This window comes from Aeromonas popoffii, from assembly GCF_000820025.1.
GTDB lineage: Bacteria > Pseudomonadota > Gammaproteobacteria > Enterobacterales > Aeromonadaceae > Aeromonas > Aeromonas popoffii.
Map to the genome: position 1 here is coordinate 25,930 of NZ_CDBI01000070.1, position 19,078 is coordinate 45,007.

Consider the following 19,078-nt stretch of genomic DNA (forward strand, 5'->3'; position numbering starts at 1 on the left):
ATGCGTATGCCCACCATCCTCAAGATCTTGTTGGGCAACCGCAAAGCCGCCTGTGGCCTCGCCATCGTGGTTGCCTTCATGCTGATGGCCATCTTTGCCCCGATCCTGGCCAGCAACGAGCCGACCAAACGGGTGGCTCGCCCCCACCAGCCGCCCAGTGCCGAGTTCGTGATGGGGTCCACCCGCATGGGCCACGATATCTGGGCCCAGTTCACCAATGGCGCCCGTATCTCGCTGTTGGTCGGCTTCAGCGCGGGTCTGCTGGTCTGTACCCTGGCGGTCGCCATCGGCATCACCGCCGGTTACTTCGGCGGTCTGGTGGATGAGTGCCTCACCTTCCTGATGAACGTGGTGCTGGTGATCCCCAACCTCCCCTTGCTACTGGTATTGGCGAGCTTTATCGGGGAGGCGTCGCCGACTGTGATTGCCGTGATAATAGGCTTGACCTCCTGGGCCTATGGCGCGCGGGTCATCCGTGCCCAGACCCTGGCCCTGCGCGAAAAAGAGTTCGTCATCGCCGCCGAAGTGCTGGGGGAGCCGGCCTGGCGCATCATTCTGGTGGAGATACTGCCCAACCTCATCTCCATCATAGGGGTGAGCTTTATCGGCTCCATCATCTACGCCATCGTCACCGAAGCGACCCTGGAGTTCCTCGGGCTCGGCGACCCGACCGTGGTGAGCTGGGGCATCATGCTCTACAACGCCCAGACCTCCAGCGCCATCATGGTGGGCGCCTGGTGGGAGATCCTGGCCCCCTGCTTCGCCATCGCCACCCTGGGTGCGGGCCTGGCTCTGCTCAACTTCGCCATCGACGAGATAGCCAACCCGCAGCTGCGCTCCCACAAAGGGCTCAACCGCTGGAAGAAACTTGCCACACCGGCCGCAACACCGCTCTGTGCAGCTCAGGAGAAGACAGCATGAACAAGCATCCCCTGCTGTCAGTACGCAATCTTTGCGTCGACTACATCACCGAAAATGGCGACGTGCGCGCCGTCAACTCGGTGAGCTTCGATATCAGACAGGGCGAGATCTTCGGTCTCGCCGGCGAGTCGGGCTGCGGCAAGTCCACCGTCGCCTTCTCGGTGGCCCGACTGCACAAGCCGCCCGCTTACATCAGCGGTGGCGAGATCCTGTTCAAGGGGGAGAACATCCTCCACTACAACGAGGAGCGGCTGCGCTCCTACCGCTGGCAACAGGTCTCGGTGGTGTTCCAGTCCGCCATGAACGCCTTGAACCCGGTGCTGCGGATGGAGGAGCAGTTCTGCGACGTGCTGCTGGCCCACAACCACGGCATGACCCGCGTTGATGCGATCAAGCGCGCCCAGGTGCTGCTGGAGATAGTCGACATACACCCGAGCCGGCTCAAGGATTACCCGCACCAGTTCTCCGGCGGCATGCGCCAGCGGCTGGTGATCGCCATCGCCATGGCGCTCAACCCCGAGCTGCTGATCATGGATGAGCCCACCACGGCGCTCGATGTGGTGGTGCAACGGGAGATTTTGCAGAAGGTCTACGCCCTGAAAGAGCAGTTCAACTTCTCCATTCTGTTCATCACCCACGACCTCTCCTTGATGGTGGAATTCTGCGATCGCATCGGCATCATGTATGCCGGTGAACTGATAGAGGTCGCCCCCTCCAAAGCTATTTTGACTGCGCCACTGCACCCCTATACCAAGGGGCTCGGCAACTCCTTCCCGCCCCTGCACGGACCGAAAACCGTGCTGGAGGGGATCCCGGGCACCCCGCTCAACCTGCTGGAGGTGCCGGTCGGCTGCCGCTTTCAGGCCCGTTGCGGCAAGGTGCACGCGCGCTGCCGTCAGGAGTACACAGTCCTCACCGAGATCCGCCCCGGGCAACAGACCGCCTGCCACCTCTATGAAGAGCAGGGGCTGCAACAAGATTCCGTGATCTATCTGGACAAGGCCGCTGGCTGTTAAGGATGTCTGTCATGCAAATCGCCAACACCGATGCCCCCATCATCGAAGTCCAGCATCTCTACAAGGACTTCCCCATCAACTCCAATGCCATCAAGAGTGGCAAGATGCGGGCACTCTCCGACATCACCTTCAACCTGCACCGGGGCCGCGCCCTGGCAGTGGTCGGGGAGTCGGGCTCCGGCAAGAGCACCATCGCCAAGATCATCGCCAAGATGTACAAGCTCAGTGCCGGGCGCATTCTCTATCGCGGCCGGGATCTGGAGGAGTTCAACAAGGGCACTGCCCTGCTGGACTATCGCCAGAGCGTGCAGATGGTGTGGCAAGATCCGTTCGGTTCTCTCAACCCGACCCACACCATCTATCACCACATCGCCCGCCCCCTGCTGCTGCACAGCAAGGTGATCGACAAAAAAGAGCTGCCCGACATGGTCCATGCCCTGCTGGAGAAAGTCGGCCTCACTCCCGCCAAGGCGACCGCAGCCAAGTACCCCCACCAGCTCTCTGGCGGCCAGCGCCAGCGGGTCAACATCGCCCGCAATCTGGCGGTAGAGGCGCAAGTGGTACTGGCGGACGAGCCGACCTCCATGCTCGACGTCTCCATTCGCATCGGCATCCTCAACCTGATGGAACAGATGAAGAACGAACTGGGGGTCTCCATGCTCTACATCACCCACGACATCGCCACCGCCCGCTATGTGGCGGAAGATCTGGCGGTGATGTACGTGGGCCACATGGTGGAGTGGGGCGAGGTGGACGAGATCCTGCACCACCCGCAGCACCCCTACACCCAGCTGCTCATCTCGGCGGTACCCGACCCCGAGAAGAGCATCCACGCCGAGCTGGAGGGTGGCCGCAAGGGGGAGATCCCGCTCTGGACACCGGAGTCCTGCGGTTGCCCCTTTGCCGGGCGCTGCAATCAGGCGATGCCCCGCTGCAAGGAGAGCCTGCCTGCCATCACCAGGCTGGCCGACAATCACTTCGTGCGCTGCTACCTCTACGAGTGAGGGTGAGCCTTAGACCGGCCGGACAGCACTGTCCGGCCATGGCCTCGATACGGGGTGACCACAGCCCCGTGATGTGCCTCACCGTCCGTCGGTGAACCACAGGAGTAATACCTTGATGGAACTCTTGATCAATCAGGTGGGCTACGAGTGCGACGGGCACAAGGTCGCCCTCTTGCAAACCTCCCACGCCCATGATCTCGGCGGCTATGTCAGGCTGCAACGCCTCTATGATGGCCAGATCCTGTTTGAAACCCCGCTGCAAGCAGCCGGGGGCGTCCCCGGCTGGCAGGGCCGCGCTTACTGGCGTGCCGACTTCTCCGCATTCAAGGTGCCCGGTCATTACCGGCTGGAGGCAATCACTGCCCAAGGGATTGTCCGCTCGACCCGCTTTGCCATCGGCCAGGATCTGCTGGCCAGTCGTTGCCTCTCCGACGTCATTCACTACTTCAAGGGGCAGCGCGCCAGCGGCACCTTCGATCGGGCAGACCGCAGCGCCCGCCTGTTTGGCACCGACCAGCACAAAGATGTGCACGGCGGCTGGTTCGATGCCAGTGGCGACATGAGCAAGTACTTGAGCCACCTCTCCTACGCCAACTACCTCAACCCCCAGCAGACCCCCATGGTGGTGTGGGCCCTGCTCAAGTGCAGGGAGCTGCTGGCTCCGCGCCGCGATATCGATGGGGTGAACCTCTGCAAGCGACTCAATGACGAAGCGCTGCACGGCACCGATTTCCTCTGCCGGATGCAGGATGAGTCGGGCTTCTTCTTCATGACCCTGTTCGACCAGTGGAGCAAGGATCCCGCCCAGCGCGAGCTGTGCGCCTATGCCACCCAGCAGGGGATCAAGTCCGCCAACTGGCAGGCGGGTTTTCGCCAAGGGGGTGGCATGGCCATCGCCGCGCTGGCCCGCGCCGCCCGCGAGAGCGTCAGCGGCGACGTCGATGCCAGCCGCTACGCCGAGGCGGCCAGCCGCGGCTACCTGCACCTGCGTGAGTACAACCTCGCCTATCTGGATGACGGGGTAGAGAACATCATCGACGACTACTGCGCCCTGCTGGCGGCGGTGGAGCTGACCCGCACCTTAGGCTCCGAGTGGCTGGCCGAGGCAAGAGCCCGAGCCAGCAAGCTCTGCGCCCGCCAGCGAATCCATCCGGAGCTGGGTCACTACTGGTCGGCCAACGAGGATGGCTCACGCCCCTACTATCACGCCGCCGAAGCGGGCCTGCCGGTGCTGGCGCTGCTGGAATATTTAGGCGTAGAGCCAGATCAGGGGCGCAAGGCCCGGGTGCAAACGGTGGTGGAGCAGGCGCTGGCCGCCGAGCTGGCACTGTGCGCCCGGGCGGGCAATCCCTTCTCCCTCGCCCGCCAATATGTCAAAGGGGTGGATGAAGCGCCGCGCGTCAGCTTTTTTATCCCCCATCACAACGAATCCGGCTACTGGTGGCAGGGGGAGAACGCCCGCCTCGCGTCGCTGGCGACCATGGCCTTTGCCGCCGCCCGCCACTTCCCCCGCCAGAGCCAGCCACTGAACACTTACGGCCAGCGCCAGCTCGACTGGATCCTCGGGCAAAACCCGTTCAACGCCTGCATGCTGGCGGGCCACGGCATCAACAACCCCACCTATACCGCCGGGTATCCCAATGCGCAGGGGGGTATCTGCAACGGCATCACCGCCGGGTTCGATGACGAACATGAGGTGGCCTTTATCCCGCAGGAGTACAAGGATCGGCTGGATCAGAACTGGCGCTGGGGCGAGCAGTGGATCCCCCACGCCGCCTGGTTTGCCCTGGCCATCAGCTGGCAGAGTGCCCTGGGTGATCGAAATGAGCAGGGAGGTCACCATGATTGAGATGTACAGGAATCGGCTCGATCATAACTGGCACAGGGAAGAACAGCGGATCCTCCATGCAGTCCGGTTTGCCCTGGCCATCAGCTGGCAGAGTGCCCTGGGTAATCAAAATGAGCAGGGAGGTCACCATGATTGAGTTCTGGGTCGGGGTCGATGGCGGGGGCACCCACACCCGCGCCCGCATTCGGGATCGGACGGGCAAGCTGCTCGGCGAGGGGCGCGCCGCCGGATCCAATCTGGAGCTGGGCATAGAGGTCGCTCACGCCAATGTGCTGGCTGCCATCGCCAGCGCCCGGATCACTGCCGGGCTCGGCATCGAGAGCGAACAGCTGATGGGGGGCGGGCTGGCACTCGCCTCCGCCGAGCTGGCCGACTGCTACCACGCCATGCTCGCCATGCCGTTCCCTTTTGCGAGCGTGCGGCTCACCTCCGATGCCTTCGGTGCCTGTCTGGGCGCCTTTGGCGGCGAGGAGGGGGCCATCCTCATCGCCGGTACCGGCTCGGCCGGGCTCATCTATCGCCACGGCCAGCTTCACACCTGCTCCGGTCGCGGCTTCCCCATCTCGGATCTGGGCAGCGGCGCCTGGCTGGGGCTGCGTGCCATCCAGCAATCCCTGCTCTGCCATGACGGCATCCTGCCCCCCAGCACGCTCGCCATCCGCTTGCTCGATCACTTCAAGCGGGATCAGGCGGAAGTGGTGCGCTGGGCCGCCCGCGCCATTCCGGCAGACTATGGTCACTTTGCCCCCTGGGTGTTCGATGCCGCCAGCGATGGCGACGAGCTCGCCAACCAGCTGCTGGACGAAACCTGCACCCAGCTGCATACCCTGCTGGAGGGGATGCAGCAGCTGGGAGCCAGCCAGATTGCCCTGCTCGGCGGCATCGGCATGCGCCTCGCCCCCCGGCTAGCGCACGTCAACCTCGTTCACCCGCAAGCCGATGCACTGGAGGGGGCCATCCTGTTTGCCCAGTCGGAGGCGTTCCCATGTCTGCACTGCTGAGCCTTGTCCCATTCGATCTGCCCGCTGGCGGGGACAGGATCCCCCTCTGCCCGCTTCAGGGGGCGCCCATCTCCGCACTCAGGATCCCTCCCCACGTTGACCAGTACCACAAGGAGATGATCGCCCTGTTTGTTCCCTTAACTCCCTCAGAGGAATTTGCATGTCTGCACCCCTGATCCACACCCAGGTTGAGCGGCACGATGGCAAGGACGTCTGGTTCCGCTTTAGCCTGAGCCAGCTGCCGGCAGCCCACTGGAAGCTCCACTTCTGCCTGGCGCGTCACATAGATCCCGCCTCCCTCGAGGGCGCCAGACTGGAACGCCAGAGCGGCAGCTACAAGGTGCTGATCCCGGCGGAGGGGCAACGGGAGCTGCGTTTTTGCTGTCGCAACACCCCCATCAAGAAGCTCTCCGACATGCCACGCGGCTTCTTCCTGAGCCTGCCCGAGGCCAGCACAGGCCCCCAGCTGATGCCGGTGGTGCTGGCCGATGAGGATCTTGGCCTGCCGCCAAGCGGGCCCAACACCCCGGACCTGCCCAAGGTCGAGCCCCTCGCTGGCATAGTGCCCCAGCCGGATCAGCGGGTGCTGCTGGAGGGCAACTTCCGGCTGGCAGAGCGGGCCCATGTCAGCGGGCCCGGGTCGCTTACCACCCTGCTGGACCATTTCAACGAGCTGACCGGGCTCGCGCTGGAACAGGATCATGATGGGGAGATCCGGCTACTCGAGGAGCCCCTGGCTACCGAGGCCTATCGCCTCACCATCACGCAGGAAGGGGTGACCATAGCCGCAGCTGGCGAGGCTGGCTGGCGCCACGGTCTGGTGAGCCTGGCACAGTGGTATCTGCAACATGGGGAGAGCCTGCCCTGCATCGAGCTGGTCGATGCCCCCCGCTTTGGTTTTCGCGGTATCTTCCTCGACTGTGCCCGCCACTTTCACACCCTGGCCACCCTCAAGCGCCTGCTCAAGCTGATGAGCCTCTACAAGTTCAACCGCTTCCACTGGCACCTGACCGATGACGAGGGGTGGCGGCTCGAGATCAGGGCCTTCCCGCAGTTGACCGAGCTAGCCGCCTGGCGCGGCCACGACCTGCCTGTGGGGCCCCAGCTCAGCGGCGGCCCCGAGCCCTATGGCGGCTACTACACCCAGAGCGAGGTGAAGGAGCTGGTGAGCTATGCCAGTGAGCTCGGCATCACCGTCATTCCCGAGATCGACATTCCGGGTCACTGCCACGCCGCCATCAAGGCGCTGCCGGAGCTGCTAGTGGAAGAGGCTGATCGCTCCCGCTACCGCTCGGTGCAATATTTCGATGACAACGTGCTCAACCCCGCCCTGCCCGGCACCTACCGTTTTCTGGAAGCGGTGCTGGACGAGGTGTGCGAGCTATTCCCCGATCCGCAGATCCACATGGGGGGTGACGAAGTGCCGACCGGGGTCTGGACCGGCAGCCCGGCCTGCCAGCAGCTGATGCAACAAGAGGGGTATCAGGATTGCCGTGAGCTGCAGGGCCACCTGCTGCGCCACTGCCAGCAATATCTGGCGGGCAAGGGCAAGCGGATGCTGGGCTGGGAGGAGATATTGCACGGCGACAAGGTGAGCCGGGATGCCACCATCTTTGCCTGGACCAGCTTCCAGGCAGGGCTGGATGCCGCTGCGGCGGGGTATCCCGTGGTGATGGCGCCCGCCCAGCACCTCTATCTGGATCTGGCCTGGAACCAGGACATTCATGAACCCGGCCTCTACTGGGCGGGTACCCTCAATCTGGAGCAGGTCTATGCTTGCGATCCTGCGCCAGCCGATTTCCATGCCAACGATAACATCCTCGGGGTGCTGAGCCCCTTATGGTCGGAACTGGTGACCTCTCGTGACCGCCTCGACTATATGATGTTCCCGCGCATGCTGGCCACGGCCGAGGTGGCCTGGAGCGATCCCGCCCACAAGGACTGGGATCACTTCGCCGCCCGCCTGCCGGGTCAGCTGCAGATCCTCGACCAGCTACAGGTGGGTTACCGAGAGCCACAGAAGTAGTATTACCTTCCTATCTGGCGACCTTTCGGTCGCCTTTTTTACCATCCACCAACAAAAAACCAACTTACCCCTACCATTCATCCACCATTGTTGGCAAAATTCAGCCCCTAATGAAGCCAATCTGGCACACCCTGGCAAGCACCTGCAACCACACCCAGATCTGCCACAATAACAACGACAAAACTATCAACAAGAACATCGGAGCGTATTCCTATGGCCCGCAGAGACGCCCATACCCTGGACAGCGAAGTGGAGTTTCCTGCCGACGAACAACTGGTTTCCACCACGGATCTGCGCGGGGTGATCACCTATGCCAACCCCGCCTTCTGCCGCATCGCTGGCTACCCCGTTGAAGAACTGGTCGGCCACAACCACAACCTGGTGCGACACCCCGACATGCCCAAGGCCGCTTTTGCCGATCTGTGGGCTCGCCTCAAGGAGGGCAAGCCCTGGCGCGGCATGGTGAAGAACCGCTGCAAGGATGGCCGTTACTACTGGGTCGACGCCTATGTGACCCCCATCTACGAGGGGGGCATAGTCAGCGGTTACCAGTCGGTACGCTGCAAACCGGAACCCCAGCTCAAGCGAGTCGCTAACCAGACCTATCAGGCTCTGCTCAAGGCGGAGCGCGGCTCGACCAACAGCCTTCCCTCCTTCAGCCACGTACGCCTGCCGGTGCTGGGCCTGCTGTTGCTCGGCTTGCTCGGCTGGGCCTTTGTCAGCAAGGGCGCTATGGCAGCCCTGCTGATGCTGCTGCCCCTGCTGCTCATAGGTGGCGCTTACTGGCGCGAGCTCTTTGCGCTGCCGCTCTATCTGCAGCAGCTCGGCCGCGAATACGACAGCCTGACCCGGCTGGTTTACTCGGGCGACGGCCCCGGCGCCATCGCCGACTTTCACATCAAGATGCTGCAGGCCCGCATCCGTACCGTGCTGGGCCGGGTCAACGATGCAACCCACCCCCTGCAGACCCTGGCCACCAACCTGAAACAGGCGTCCCATCAGGCCTGCCTCGACATCAACGAGCAGAATGCCCAGACCCAGCAGATGGCTGCCGCCATGACCCAGATGGCCAGCACGGCCCACGAGATCGCCCACAACATTCAGGACTCCAACGGTCAGGTCAACGAGGCTCGCAGCCGCTGCGAACACACCAACCAACAGCTGAGCCAGACAGAACAACGCATCGAGCAGCTCGCCAAACAGGCGGAGCTGGCGTTCAACTCGGCGGTGGAGCTGGCCAGCGAATCGGAGCGGATCGGCAGCGTGATGGGCGAGATCCAGGGCATAGCCGACCAGACCAACCTGCTGGCCCTCAACGCAGCCATCGAGGCAGCGCGGGCCGGTGAGCAGGGCCGCGGCTTTGCTGTGGTGGCCGACGAGGTGCGCACCCTGTCGACTCGCACCCACAAGGCAACCGAGCAGATCCAGGGCAGCATACATCAGATCCTGCACACTCTGGGACGCTGGAAGGGGATGATGCAGGAGAACCTGCAACAGACCCGGGAGTGCGCCGAGATGACCCGCCAGGGCGCCAGCAGCCTGCTCTCTGTGCTGGAAGAGATAGAGCTGGTCACGGAACACTCCACCCAGATAGCCGCCGCTGCCGAGCAGCAGCAGGCGGTGGTAGAGGAGATCAGCCGCAACATCAACCAGATCTCCCAATACTCCCACGCCAACAGCCAGAAGATGCAGGAGGTCGACAACTCGAGTCAGGAGCTACTGGAGCGAGCCAGGCAGCTCAAGGGGCTCAGCCAGACCTTTGGTTGAAGCGGTTGTCACCGCCACAACAGAAGCGCCACAATGGCGCTTCTGTTGTTTCTGATGAGTCATGACCGATGAGAATGGAGCCAGCCCCTGCCCCACTGAACAAAGTCGCCCGCATCGAGGCGATCCTCACCCTGATCCCGGCTGGCAAGGTGGTCAGCTATGGTCAGGTGGCAGATCTGGCGGGACTACCCGGTCGGGCCCGGCTGGTAGGCAAGGTGCTGCGGGAAACGGACAAGGTGCTGCCCTGGCATCGCGTGCTAGGTGCAGGCGGCACCATTTCACTGCCAAAAGGGTCGACAGGCTTTGCGCTGCAGACGGGGCGATTGCAGCAAGAGGGGGTGCCCGTGATCGGCGGGCGGGTAAAGATGCGGGAGTGGCAATGGCAGCCCGACCTGGCCGAGCTGCTATTCCTCATTCCCTTTTAAACCGGGGCGTAACGGCTTCTCATGACCCTCTTCTGAGCCAAAAAGCGGCCATGACTTATTGCCTCCAGGTACATCACAGCGAGAGAGGAGCCAGGATCTCGTCGCTGCGCACCTGCACAGGTATGGTTTCATACTCCCGTTGCAGCAACACCAGCAGACTCTGCCTGTCCACCTCCAGCACATAGGCAGTCCCTTCCCGGGTCAGACAGGTCATTCCCGGCCGGATCTCGTTAATCTCCATCACAACCTCCGTGTACAGCGCTGTCATCCTTGCAGCCGTTTCAGTATACCGTCATCTCCCAACAAAAAGGCCCCAGCAAGGGGGCCTCTTTCATCATAGTGTGAACTACACGCCATCAGGCCTTCTTCGATTTGGCCAGGCTCTCCTGCCACTTGCCGTTGTCGTAGTGCGCCGTCCAGCCCGTTGCCTTGCCGTTGACCTCTGTCATCACGTACTGCTCCTTGGTCTTGCGACTAAAGCGAACGATGGAGGCATTACCGTCAGGATCTGACGCCGGGGCGTCAGCCAGGTACTGGTGCTTGGGCGAGAGGCGATCTTTGAAGCGCTTGAGCTCTTCCACCAGGGGCGCACGGGTCTCGCGGGATTTCGGGAAGTTGCTGGCGGCGAGGAACAGGCCGGCCGCCCCGTCACGCAGCACAAAGTGTGCATCGGACTGGGTGCACTTGAGCTCGGGCAGCGGCACCGGATCTTCCTTCGGTGGCGCTATATCACCGTTTTTCAGGATCTTGCGGGTGTTCTTGCAGGTCTCACTGGTGCAGCCCATGTACTTGCCGAAGCGGCCGTTCTTGAGCTGCATCTCGGATCCGCAGCGATCGCACTCTATGCTCGGCCCTTCGTAGCCCTTGAGCTTGAACTGGCCCTTCTCGATCTCGTAACCGTCGCAATCCGGGTTGCGGCCACAGACGTGCAACTTGCGGCTGTCGTCGATGATGTAGGCGTCCATGGCGGTGCCGCAGACACCGCAGCGGTGCTTGGCGCGCAGCGCCTCGGTTTCGGCTTCGTCACCGTCGGTGGCGGAGACAAATTCGTCGGCGGAAACCAAGTTGATGGTTTTCTTGCAGCGCTCTTTCGGCGGCAGGGCATAGCCGGAACAGCCGAGGAACACGCCGGTGGTGGCAGTACGAATCCCCATCTTGCGACCGCAATCCGGACAGTCGATGTCGGTCAGCACCATCTGGTTGGCACGCATGCCCCCCTCTTCCGCGCCCCGATCCGCTTTTGCCAGCTCCTGGGTAAACTCTTCGTAGAAGGCGTCCAGCACTTTCTTCCACTCCAGGCTGCCTTCGGCGATGCCATCGAGCTTGTCTTCCATCTTGGCGGTGAACTCGTAATTCATCAGCTCGACGAAGTTTTCCACCAGACGGTCGGTGACGATCTCGCCCATCTTCTCGGCGAAGAAACGGCGGCTCTCGACCCGCACATAACCGCGATCAACGATGGTGGAGATGATGGAGGCGTAGGTAGACGGACGGCCGATACCGCGTTTTTCCAATTCGCGTACCAGGGCCGCTTCGGTGAAGCGCGCGGGCGGCTTGGTGAAGTGCTGGCGCGGATCCAGCTTGATCAGTTTGAGCAACTCGCCCACGGTCACCGCCGGCAGCTGGCTGTCTTCGCCCTTGCGACCCATGGGCGGCAGCGCCTTGGTCCAACCGGCGAAGCGCAGAGTACGGCCACGGGCCTTGAGTTCGAACTCGCCCGCCTTGACGGTCAGGGTGGAGGAGTCGTACTGGGCCGGGGTCATCTGGCAGGCCACAAACTGGCGCCAGATGAGATCATACAGACGCATGGCATCCGGCTCCATCCCTTCCAGCAGCTCGGCCGTGACCAGCACGCTGGAGGGACGGATCGCCTCGTGGGCCTCCTGGGCGCCAGCCTTGGAGCCATAGAGATTCGGCTCGTTCGGCAGATAGGTGGCACCATACTGCTCGCCGATATATTCACGCACCGCTTCAACCGCCTCTTTGCTGAGGTTGGTGGAGTCGGTACGCATATAGGTGATGTAACCCGCTTCATAGAGACGCTGAGCCATCATCATGGTCTTCTTCACCCCGAAGCTCAGACGGGTAGAGGCCGCCTGCTGCAGGGTGGAGGTGATGAAGGGCGCGGAGGGCTTGGAACCGGTCGGCTTGTCTTCCCGATTCACTACCTTGTAGTCGACCCCTTCCAGGGCAGCCACGGCGGCAAAGGTCTCGGCCTGGGTGACCGGCTTGAAGTCGGCGCCGTTACGGCTGACCACTTCCATGCGCAGGGAGGCATGTTCACCGGTCAGCAGGTCGGCGTTGAGATCCCAGAACTCCACCGGCACGAACGCCTTGATCTCGCGCTCTTTATCGACGATGAGGCGCACCGCAACAGACTGCACCCGACCGGCGGAGAGGCCGCGAGCCAGCTTCTTCCACAGCAGCGGGGAAACCATGTAGCCCACCACCCGATCGAGGAAACGGCGGGCCTGCTGGGCGTTGACACGGTGAATGTTCAGCTCGGATGGCTGGGCAAACGCCTCCTGAATCGCGGTCTTGGTGATCTCGTTGAACACCACCCGCTTGTAGCGGCTGTCGTCACCACCGATGATCTCGCGCAAGTGCCAGGCGATCGCCTCTCCCTCTCTATCCAAGTCGGTTGCGAGATAGATGGTGTCGGCCTTGGCGGCCAGACTTTGCAATTCACTGACCACTTTCTCTTTGCCGGGCAAAATCTGGTAGTTGGCCTGCCAGCCTGCGGCCGGATTGATCCCCATCCGTGAGAACAGGGCATTGCGATCCTTGGCAGCCTTCTCTGATTCGCTCAGCTTGATGCCGCGAATGACAGGTTTTTTGGGCTCGTTGCTGGCGCTGCCACTGGTGGGCAGATCGCGAACATGACCGACGCTGGATTTCACCACGTAGTCCTTGCCCAAATATTTGTTGATGGTCTTGGCCTTGGCCGGAGACTCCACTATGACCAGTGATTTGCCCATGCTGTAACTATTATCCTCATTGCACCCGACGGGGTTGGTGTGCGGTTTTGTGGGGCTGTATAAGAGATTTGACGCGAAAAAGCAATCTTGTGAGCAAATTAGCTCACCCTCTCGAACCACCTGACCTCTTTATTTATTAATGCGAAGCCGAGCCGCGGGAAGCAACCGCTTTTTTATTTTTATGCTATATCCACCCCCTTTTTATATTTGAAATGACATAACCAACCGCTCTTGTAACATAACAAACCACTTTGGTTATCAGCTTGTTACAAAAGACAAAATCTCATTATAATGGCTGAATCCCGCAGCTTTGTGCGCGGAAGGTACCGCTACCCATATAAAAATCGAAAGGATGTACTCAATGAAGCACTTCGAGGTCAACTTCGACGGACTGGTCGGCCCGACCCACAATTATGCCGGCTTGTCCTATGGCAACGTCGCCTCCCAGAGCAACGCCAAGGAGGCGTCCAATCCGAAGGAAGCGGCCAAGCAGGGGTTGCGCAAGATGAAAGCGCTGACCGAGCTTGGCATGACCCAGGGGGTGCTGGCACCGCAGGAGCGGCCGGATCTGGCCACCCTGCGCCGCCTCGGCTTCACCGGCAGCGATGCCAGCGTGCTGGCCCAGGCCGCCAAACAGGCTCCCGCCGTGCTGGCTGCCTGTTATTCAGCCTCCAGCATGTGGACCGCCAACGCCGCCACCGTCTCCCCGAGTGCCGATACCCAGGATGGCCGCATTCACTTCACCCCCGCCAACCTGACCAACAAGTTCCACCGTTCCCTCGAACCCGAGGTGACAGGTCGCATACTGCGCGCCGTGTTCAACAACGATCGTCACTTCTATCACCACCAGCATCTGCCGGAGAACGACCACTTCGGTGACGAGGGCGCCGCCAACCACACCCGCTTGTGTCGTGCCTACGGCGAGTCCGGGGTCGAACTGTTCGTCTATGGCCGCAGTGCCTTCGACGTCTCCCTGCCCGCCCCCAAACGCTACCCGGCCCGCCAGACCCTGGAGGCCAGCCAGGCCATCGCCCGTCTGCACGGTTTGAGTGAAGAGAGCGCCGTCTTCATCCAGCAAAATCCGGATGTGATCGATCAGGGGGTGTTCCACAACGACGTGATCGCGGTGGGCAACCAGAACGTGCTCTTCTTCCACCAGCAGGCCTTTCTCAACACGGCGTCAGCGCTGGCCGAGGTGCGCACCAAGTTCGGCGAGGGCGAATTGCACTTCATCGAGGTGCCGACCAATGAGGTATCGCTGCAGGATGCGGTGAAATCCTATCTGTTCAACACTCAGATCCTCACCCTGCCGTCCGGCGAGATGGCCATCATCGCCCCCACCGAGTGTCGTGACAATCCGGCCGTATCGGCCTACCTCGGCCAACTCCTCGCCCAGGGCACCCCCATCAAACAGGTGCACTACATGGACGTGAAACAGAGCATGCGCAACGGTGGCGGCCCTGCCTGCCTGCGGCTGCGGGTCGCCATGAACGATCTGGAACTGGCGGCGGTCAACCCGGCCTGCCTCATCAACGACAGCCAGTTCGCCCGGTTGGATCAGTGGGTGGATCGCCACTACCGCGACAGTCTGGCGCTGGACGATCTGCGCGACCCGGCGCTGGTGCAGGAGTCCCGCACCGCCCTGGACGAACTGACCCAGATCCTCAAACTCGGCTCCGTCTACCCCTTCCAGCGCTGAATCGCTGGATAGCAAAAGCCGGGCAAATGCCCGGCTTTTTCATGCCAGTGGTGCAAGCGAGACCTCAGCGCCAGGGGCTCTGCTGCCACAGCCGGCCGAGGCTCGACTCCAGCGCCAGGGCCGCCTGCTGTCCCAGTTTCTGGGTCAGGCTCTTTGGCTTGCGATAGCTGATGCCGACCACCTTGTGATGGCTGGCCTGGGACAGCAGGTAGTCGTCACTGGTGCAGAGAGTATCCACCAGCCCCAGCCCCTTGGCCTGGCTCGCCAGCCAGTGCTCTCCCGTGGTGACACTGTCTATGTCGAGGTTGGGTCTGTGCTCGGCCACGAACGCCTTGAACCGCTCGTGGATGGCGCCCAGCTCCTCACGAAACTTCTCCCGCCCCAGATCGTCGTTCTCACCGAACATTGTGATGGTGCGCTTGTACTGGCCAGCGGTGTGCATCTCGAATTCAATGTCGTGCTTTTTCAATAGCTTGTTGAAGTTCGGCAGCTGGGCTATCACCCCGATGGAGCCGACGATGGCAAAGGGCGCCGCCAGGATCTGATCTGCCACGCAGGCCATCATGTAACCGCCGCTCGCCGCCACCTTGTCGATGGCCACGGTGAGTTTGATCCCCTTGTCGCGCAGTCGCTGCAGCTGGGATGCGGCCAAGCCATAGCCATGCACCACACCGCCACCGGATTCAAGGCGCAGTAGCACCTCGTCACCAGACTGGGCGACCCCTATCACGGCACTCACCTCTTCCCGCAGGGAAGCCACCTCTTTGGCGTCCATGCTGCCGTTAAAATCGAGTACAAACAGCCGGCTGCGCTCGTCTTCGGTCCTGGCACGGGCCTTGTGTTCGGCCTTGCGATCCTTCTCCAGCAACTTGCGTCCGGCCTTGCCGGCCAGCGCCGCCTGCAACTGGTAGCGCCCCTGCTCCAGCTCGCTGGAGAGATCGGTCACCACCAGCTCCCCCTTGCGGGATTTCGGCTGACGGCTGCTGATCACCATCAAAATGACGGCCGCGATAGCCAGCAGTAAGGTGAGGGTCTTGGCCAGAAACAGCCCATATTCGGTCAAAAATGCCACTTGATGCTCCGCTCAATGTTCGAGTTTTTCACATTCTAGGGAGTTTGCCGGGCTCGCGCAAAAACTCTGCGACAGTGGCTCAAAAAACACACTCTTTAATCACAACCCCTCTATTTTCTTCACATTTTTGCCGTCTCATACTGGTCAAATGCCGTGCGGGGTCAGTACACTGGCTCTTCTATATACCGCGATACCGCGCGCATCTGCCACGAACGTGTTAACAGGAGTTGTCATGCTCGATTATCAGGCCCCCCGGGATCTGCTCAAGCACAAGGTCATTCTGGTCACAGGTGCCGGTGACGGCATAGGCCGCGAAGCCGCTATCACCTATGCCGCCCACGGCGCCACCGTGATCCTGCTCGGCCGCACCAGCGCCAAACTTGAAGCTGTTTATGACCAGATTGAGGCCGCCGGTTATCCGCTGCCCGCCATAGTGCCGGTGGACTTGAAAGGCGCCACCGCCGCCCACTACCGTGGCATGGCCGAGACCTTCGAGCAGCAGTTTGGCCGCCTCGACGGTGTATTGTTCAACGCCGGCCTGCTTGGCACCCTCTCCCCCTTCGAACACATCCAGGAGAAGGAGTGGGACGAGGTGATGCAGGTCAACGTCAAATCCGAGTTCCTGCTGACCCAGGCGCTGCTGCCGCTGATCCGCCAGACCGCCAAGGCGCACGGTGAGGCCTCCATCGTTTACACCTCCTCCAGCGTGGGCCGCAAGGGCCGCGCCTACTGGGGCACCTACGCCATCTCCAAGTTCGCCATCGAAGGCATGATGGAAGTGCTGGCCGACGAGCTGGAAAACACGGCGGTGCGGGTCAACACCCTCAACCCGGGCGGTACCCGCACCAAGATGCGTGCCAGCGCCTTCCCGGCAGAGGATCCCCAGCAGCTCAAGACGCCGGCCGATCTCATGCCGCTCTATCTCTATCTGATGGGGGCCGACAGCCGTGGCAAAACCGGCCAGACCTTTGTGGCCCAGCCCAAATAAATCAACAAAATAACCGGAACCCTGCGCCACATGGGGTTAAATTCAATAGGGTGCCGCCGGCACCCCATTGAAGGCCCTTACCACATACGATCCCTGATCAGGTTGAAATATGTTTCGTCCCAAGAGCACGTTTGAGCAATGGCGGATCTTTCAGGCCGTGGTGGACCATGGCGGTTATGCCCAGGCCGCTGAAGCACTGAACAAGAGCCAATCCTCTCTCAATCATGCGGTGGCCAAGCTGCAACAGAGTCTGGGGGTGCCTCTGCTGGCAGTGAGGGGGCGCAAGGCTGTATTGACCCCGGCGGGGGAGATATTCCTCAAGCGGGCGCGTCAGCTCAGCCAGCAGGTGGAAGAGCTGGAGAACCTGGCCAACAACCTGGAGCGGCAGTGGGAGCCGCAGGTCAACCTCTATGTTTCCGTGCTGCAACCACGGGAGCGTCTCTATCGGGCGCTGGCCCATTTCTATCCCCGCAGCCGGGGCTGCCGCGTCAATCTGCACGAACGCATTCACTGCCACTTCAACGCCCTGCAAGTGGGGGATCTCATGCTCTCCGAGCACCTTCCCCAGGATCGTACCGGCCTGCCGCTGGACGAGGTGTGCCTGCTGCCGCTCTGCTCGGCCAAGCATCCCCTCGCCGCCCTGGTAGGGCCCGTCTCGACTGACGAGCTTGCCAGTCACAACCAGATCAGCCTGCATCCCCCCATTCACCGCTCGGTGGACTGGAATGATGCGGATGACACCGGCTGGAAGGCGACCCACTATCACGAAGTGATAGCCATGCTAAAACTCGGCCTCGGCTATGCCTGGCTGCCCCGCCATCTGGTGCAGGAGGAGCTGATCAGCGGCGTCCTGGTGCCACTGGATCTGGCCAGTGGCAACGAGCGCCATCTCTATACCTATCTGCTGACCCCGTCAGCGGATTCGCTGGGTCCGGCCACCGAGCTGCTGCTGCGCTGCCTGCGCAACGAATATCAGACCGGTAACAACAAATAAGTCCAAGCCGTCAGGCGGCCAGCGCCACCCATCGCCAATCGGTCACAGACCCGCCTCACACATTGGGCACCCGCCAGCAGGCGCCCAGTGCCGCCAGCGCCAGCGCCGTGGCCACCATGAAGACCCCGTGAAAACTCCAGATCTCGGCCACAGTCCCCGCAATGGCCCCCGCCATGATGGAGCCGGTACGTATGCTATTGGCAAACAGGGTGGTCGCCACCCCGGCGCGCCCCGGCATCAGATCCTGGAAGTAGGACATGCCGATCCCGGCGACTATGCCGATGAAGATGGCGTTGAGCAGTTGCAACGCGATGAGCGCAGACTGACTCGACAGGGTGACCAGCCCCGCGTAGAAACCCACCCCGGCCAGCACGGCCACAAGCATCATGGGACGCTTGCCGAAGCGCTGGGTGTAGTAGCCAGCCAGCAGCATAAAGGGGATCTCGAGGGCCGCCGCCGTGCCCATCAGCACACCGGCCAGTTTCTCCTCCAGCCCCAGCTCGCGGGTGATGTAGAGCGGCATGTTGATGAGGTACATGCTGTTGCAGGTCCACATCAGGGTGGAGGCAATGAACAGCGCCCGCACGGAAGGGTCTCGCCAGCTGCTGAGCCGCTCCACCTCGCTGTTTGGTGTGGGCAGCGGCAGGGAGGGCAGCCAGCGCCACACCACGAAGGCACAGATGAGGTAGGCCAGGGCGGAGGCGAGATACATCACCTTGAAGCCATAGCCGATGGCCAGCGCAAAGGCGATGGGGGGGCCGATGACCCAGGCCAGGGAAAACTGGGCCCGCAACACAGAGCTGAACATGTCTGCCCGCTTGTTGCGGCTGTCGGCATATTCCCGTGCCAGGGCAAACAGCTGGGGACTGGCGGTGGCCGCCAGACTCGCCAGCAAGACCCCCAGGCTCACCAGCAGCCAGTAGTTGCGATTCCAGGCGAACAACAGGGAGAGCACCACCCCCGCGAAGCAGCAGCGCAGGATCAGCCGCTTGCGATCACCCTTGCTGTCGGAGCGGTGGCCGAGCCACTGGCTGATGAGGATCCCGACCACTGCGTTGACCGTGTAAAACAGTCCAACCAGCAAGGGACGAACCTGCACCTCTTCGGCCAGAAACAGGCTCAAGGTTGGCACCTGGAGCGCGACTGCCACCCCAGTTATAAAGGTCACGGCCAAAAAAGAGAGGGAAACGGGATCCGATCTCCTCAGCGCGGCAGTCAACAAGCTCATAGGATTACCACTGATTGGGGGCAAGAAAACGGGCCAAAATTCGGCAAGTGCATGAAATAGCGTTGCTTATTTTATGTCATGATCAAGAGTCACCTCAAGGCTTGCGACCC

Annotated in this window: 15 protein-coding genes; 11 read left to right on the forward strand and 4 right to left on the reverse strand. The window is 62.0% G+C overall.

Going from position 1 to position 19,078, the window contains the following annotated elements:
- The 8 genes from BN1129_RS14735 to BN1129_RS14775 all read left to right on the forward strand — a co-directional run bounded on the left by BN1129_RS14735 (position 1) and on the right by BN1129_RS14775 (position 10,009).
- Positions 1-921 carry an ABC transporter permease gene (locus tag BN1129_RS14735; protein ID WP_042037542.1) on the forward strand — a complete coding sequence of 307 codons (921 nt, stop codon included), beginning with the start codon at positions 1-3 and terminating at the stop codon, positions 919-921.
- Positions 918-1,937, forward strand: coding sequence for an ABC transporter ATP-binding protein (locus BN1129_RS14740; protein ID WP_042037472.1), 1,020 nt, complete (start codon positions 918-920; stop codon positions 1,935-1,937). Before BN1129_RS14735 ends, BN1129_RS14740 begins: the two co-directional genes overlap by 4 nt.
- A gap of 11 nt (positions 1,938-1,948) precedes the next feature.
- A complete protein-coding gene (locus BN1129_RS14745) occupies positions 1,949-2,941 on the forward strand; it encodes an ABC transporter ATP-binding protein (RefSeq protein WP_042037473.1) in 993 nt (330 codons plus the stop codon).
- Between the two features lie 115 nt (positions 2,942-3,056).
- Positions 3,057-4,790: a glycoside hydrolase family 9 protein gene (locus BN1129_RS14750; RefSeq protein WP_042037475.1), complete on the forward strand. Its 1,734-nt coding sequence runs from the start codon at positions 3,057-3,059 to the stop codon at positions 4,788-4,790.
- Positions 4,791-4,918: 128 nt separating this feature from the next.
- Positions 4,919-5,791 (forward strand): glucosamine kinase nucleotide-binding domain-containing protein, encoded by an 873-nt coding sequence (locus BN1129_RS14755; protein WP_042037476.1) that lies wholly within the window; start codon positions 4,919-4,921, stop codon positions 5,789-5,791.
- A 160-nt stretch (positions 5,792-5,951) separates the two neighbouring features.
- Complete coding sequence (locus BN1129_RS14765) at positions 5,952-7,817, forward strand: beta-N-acetylhexosaminidase (RefSeq protein WP_042037478.1); 1,866 nt, start codon at positions 5,952-5,954, stop codon at positions 7,815-7,817.
- A gap of 213 nt (positions 7,818-8,030) precedes the next feature.
- Complete coding sequence (locus BN1129_RS14770) at positions 8,031-9,584, forward strand: methyl-accepting chemotaxis protein (protein WP_042037479.1); 1,554 nt, start codon at positions 8,031-8,033, stop codon at positions 9,582-9,584.
- A 68-nt stretch (positions 9,585-9,652) separates the two neighbouring features.
- Entirely contained in the window at positions 9,653-10,009 is a 357-nt protein-coding gene (locus BN1129_RS14775) for an MGMT family protein (protein WP_042037480.1), read from the forward strand.
- Between the two features lie 73 nt (positions 10,010-10,082).
- Here BN1129_RS14775 and BN1129_RS23870 read toward each other — a convergent pair whose 3' ends face one another.
- Together BN1129_RS23870 and topA are read right to left on the reverse strand one after the other, a co-directional pair.
- Positions 10,083-10,250, reverse strand: a complete 168-nt coding sequence (locus BN1129_RS23870) for a hypothetical protein (RefSeq protein WP_167335284.1) — start codon at positions 10,248-10,250, stop codon at positions 10,083-10,085.
- A gap of 115 nt (positions 10,251-10,365) precedes the next feature.
- Positions 10,366-12,987, reverse strand: coding sequence for a type I DNA topoisomerase (topA, locus tag BN1129_RS14780; RefSeq protein ID WP_042037482.1), 2,622 nt, complete (start codon positions 12,985-12,987; stop codon positions 10,366-10,368).
- Positions 12,988-13,348: 361 nt separating this feature from the next.
- Between topA and astB the strand changes: the two genes are divergently transcribed.
- Positions 13,349-14,686, forward strand: a complete 1,338-nt coding sequence (gene astB, locus BN1129_RS14785; protein WP_042037483.1) for an N-succinylarginine dihydrolase — start codon at positions 13,349-13,351, stop codon at positions 14,684-14,686.
- Positions 14,687-14,750: 64 nt separating this feature from the next.
- Here the strand turns inward: astB and sohB are convergent, their stop codons facing one another.
- On the reverse strand, positions 14,751-15,758 hold the full coding sequence (gene sohB / locus BN1129_RS14790) for a protease SohB (protein ID WP_042037484.1): 1,008 nt from the start codon (positions 15,756-15,758) through the stop codon (positions 14,751-14,753).
- Positions 15,759-15,990: 232 nt separating this feature from the next.
- On the opposite strand from sohB, the gene BN1129_RS14795 reads away from it, so the two are divergent.
- Together BN1129_RS14795 and BN1129_RS14800 are read left to right on the forward strand one after the other, a co-directional pair.
- A complete protein-coding gene (locus tag BN1129_RS14795) occupies positions 15,991-16,746 on the forward strand; it encodes a YciK family oxidoreductase (protein ID WP_042037486.1) in 756 nt (251 codons plus the stop codon).
- 109 nt (positions 16,747-16,855) lie between these two features.
- Positions 16,856-17,740, forward strand: a complete 885-nt coding sequence (locus BN1129_RS14800) for a LysR family transcriptional regulator (protein ID WP_042037487.1) — start codon at positions 16,856-16,858, stop codon at positions 17,738-17,740.
- A gap of 55 nt (positions 17,741-17,795) precedes the next feature.
- On the opposite strand, the gene BN1129_RS14805 is transcribed toward BN1129_RS14800, so the two are convergent.
- Positions 17,796-18,968: an MFS transporter gene (locus BN1129_RS14805; RefSeq protein ID WP_042037488.1), complete on the reverse strand. Its 1,173-nt coding sequence runs from the start codon at positions 18,966-18,968 to the stop codon at positions 17,796-17,798.
- Between the last annotated feature and the right edge of the window lie 110 nt (positions 18,969-19,078).

Excerpts from the sequence above, each read along its gene's own strand:
- BN1129_RS14735 (WP_042037542.1), top strand. The coding sequence starts at position 1 with ATGCGTATGCCCACCATCCTCAAGATCTTGTTGGGCAACCGCAAAGCC.
- BN1129_RS14740 (WP_042037472.1), top strand. The coding sequence starts at position 918 with ATGAACAAGCATCCCCTGCTGTCAGTACGCAATCTTTGCGTCGACTAC.
- BN1129_RS14745 (WP_042037473.1), top strand. The coding sequence starts at position 1,949 with ATGCAAATCGCCAACACCGATGCCCCCATCATCGAAGTCCAGCATCTC.
- BN1129_RS14750 (WP_042037475.1), top strand. The coding sequence starts at position 3,057 with ATGGAACTCTTGATCAATCAGGTGGGCTACGAGTGCGACGGGCACAAG.
- BN1129_RS14755 (WP_042037476.1), top strand. The coding sequence starts at position 4,919 with ATGATTGAGTTCTGGGTCGGGGTCGATGGCGGGGGCACCCACACCCGC.
- BN1129_RS14765 (WP_042037478.1), top strand. The coding sequence starts at position 5,952 with ATGTCTGCACCCCTGATCCACACCCAGGTTGAGCGGCACGATGGCAAG.
- BN1129_RS14770 (WP_042037479.1), top strand. The coding sequence starts at position 8,031 with ATGGCCCGCAGAGACGCCCATACCCTGGACAGCGAAGTGGAGTTTCCT.
- BN1129_RS14775 (WP_042037480.1), top strand. The coding sequence starts at position 9,653 with ATGAGAATGGAGCCAGCCCCTGCCCCACTGAACAAAGTCGCCCGCATC.
- BN1129_RS23870 (WP_167335284.1), bottom strand. The coding sequence starts at position 10,250 with ATGGAGATTAACGAGATCCGGCCGGGAATGACCTGTCTGACCCGGGAA.
- topA (WP_042037482.1), bottom strand. The coding sequence starts at position 12,987 with ATGGGCAAATCACTGGTCATAGTGGAGTCTCCGGCCAAGGCCAAGACC.
- astB (WP_042037483.1), top strand. The coding sequence starts at position 13,349 with ATGAAGCACTTCGAGGTCAACTTCGACGGACTGGTCGGCCCGACCCAC.
- BN1129_RS14795 (WP_042037486.1), top strand. The coding sequence starts at position 15,991 with ATGCTCGATTATCAGGCCCCCCGGGATCTGCTCAAGCACAAGGTCATT.
- BN1129_RS14800 (WP_042037487.1), top strand. The coding sequence starts at position 16,856 with ATGTTTCGTCCCAAGAGCACGTTTGAGCAATGGCGGATCTTTCAGGCC.
- BN1129_RS14805 (WP_042037488.1), bottom strand. The coding sequence starts at position 18,968 with ATGAGCTTGTTGACTGCCGCGCTGAGGAGATCGGATCCCGTTTCCCTC.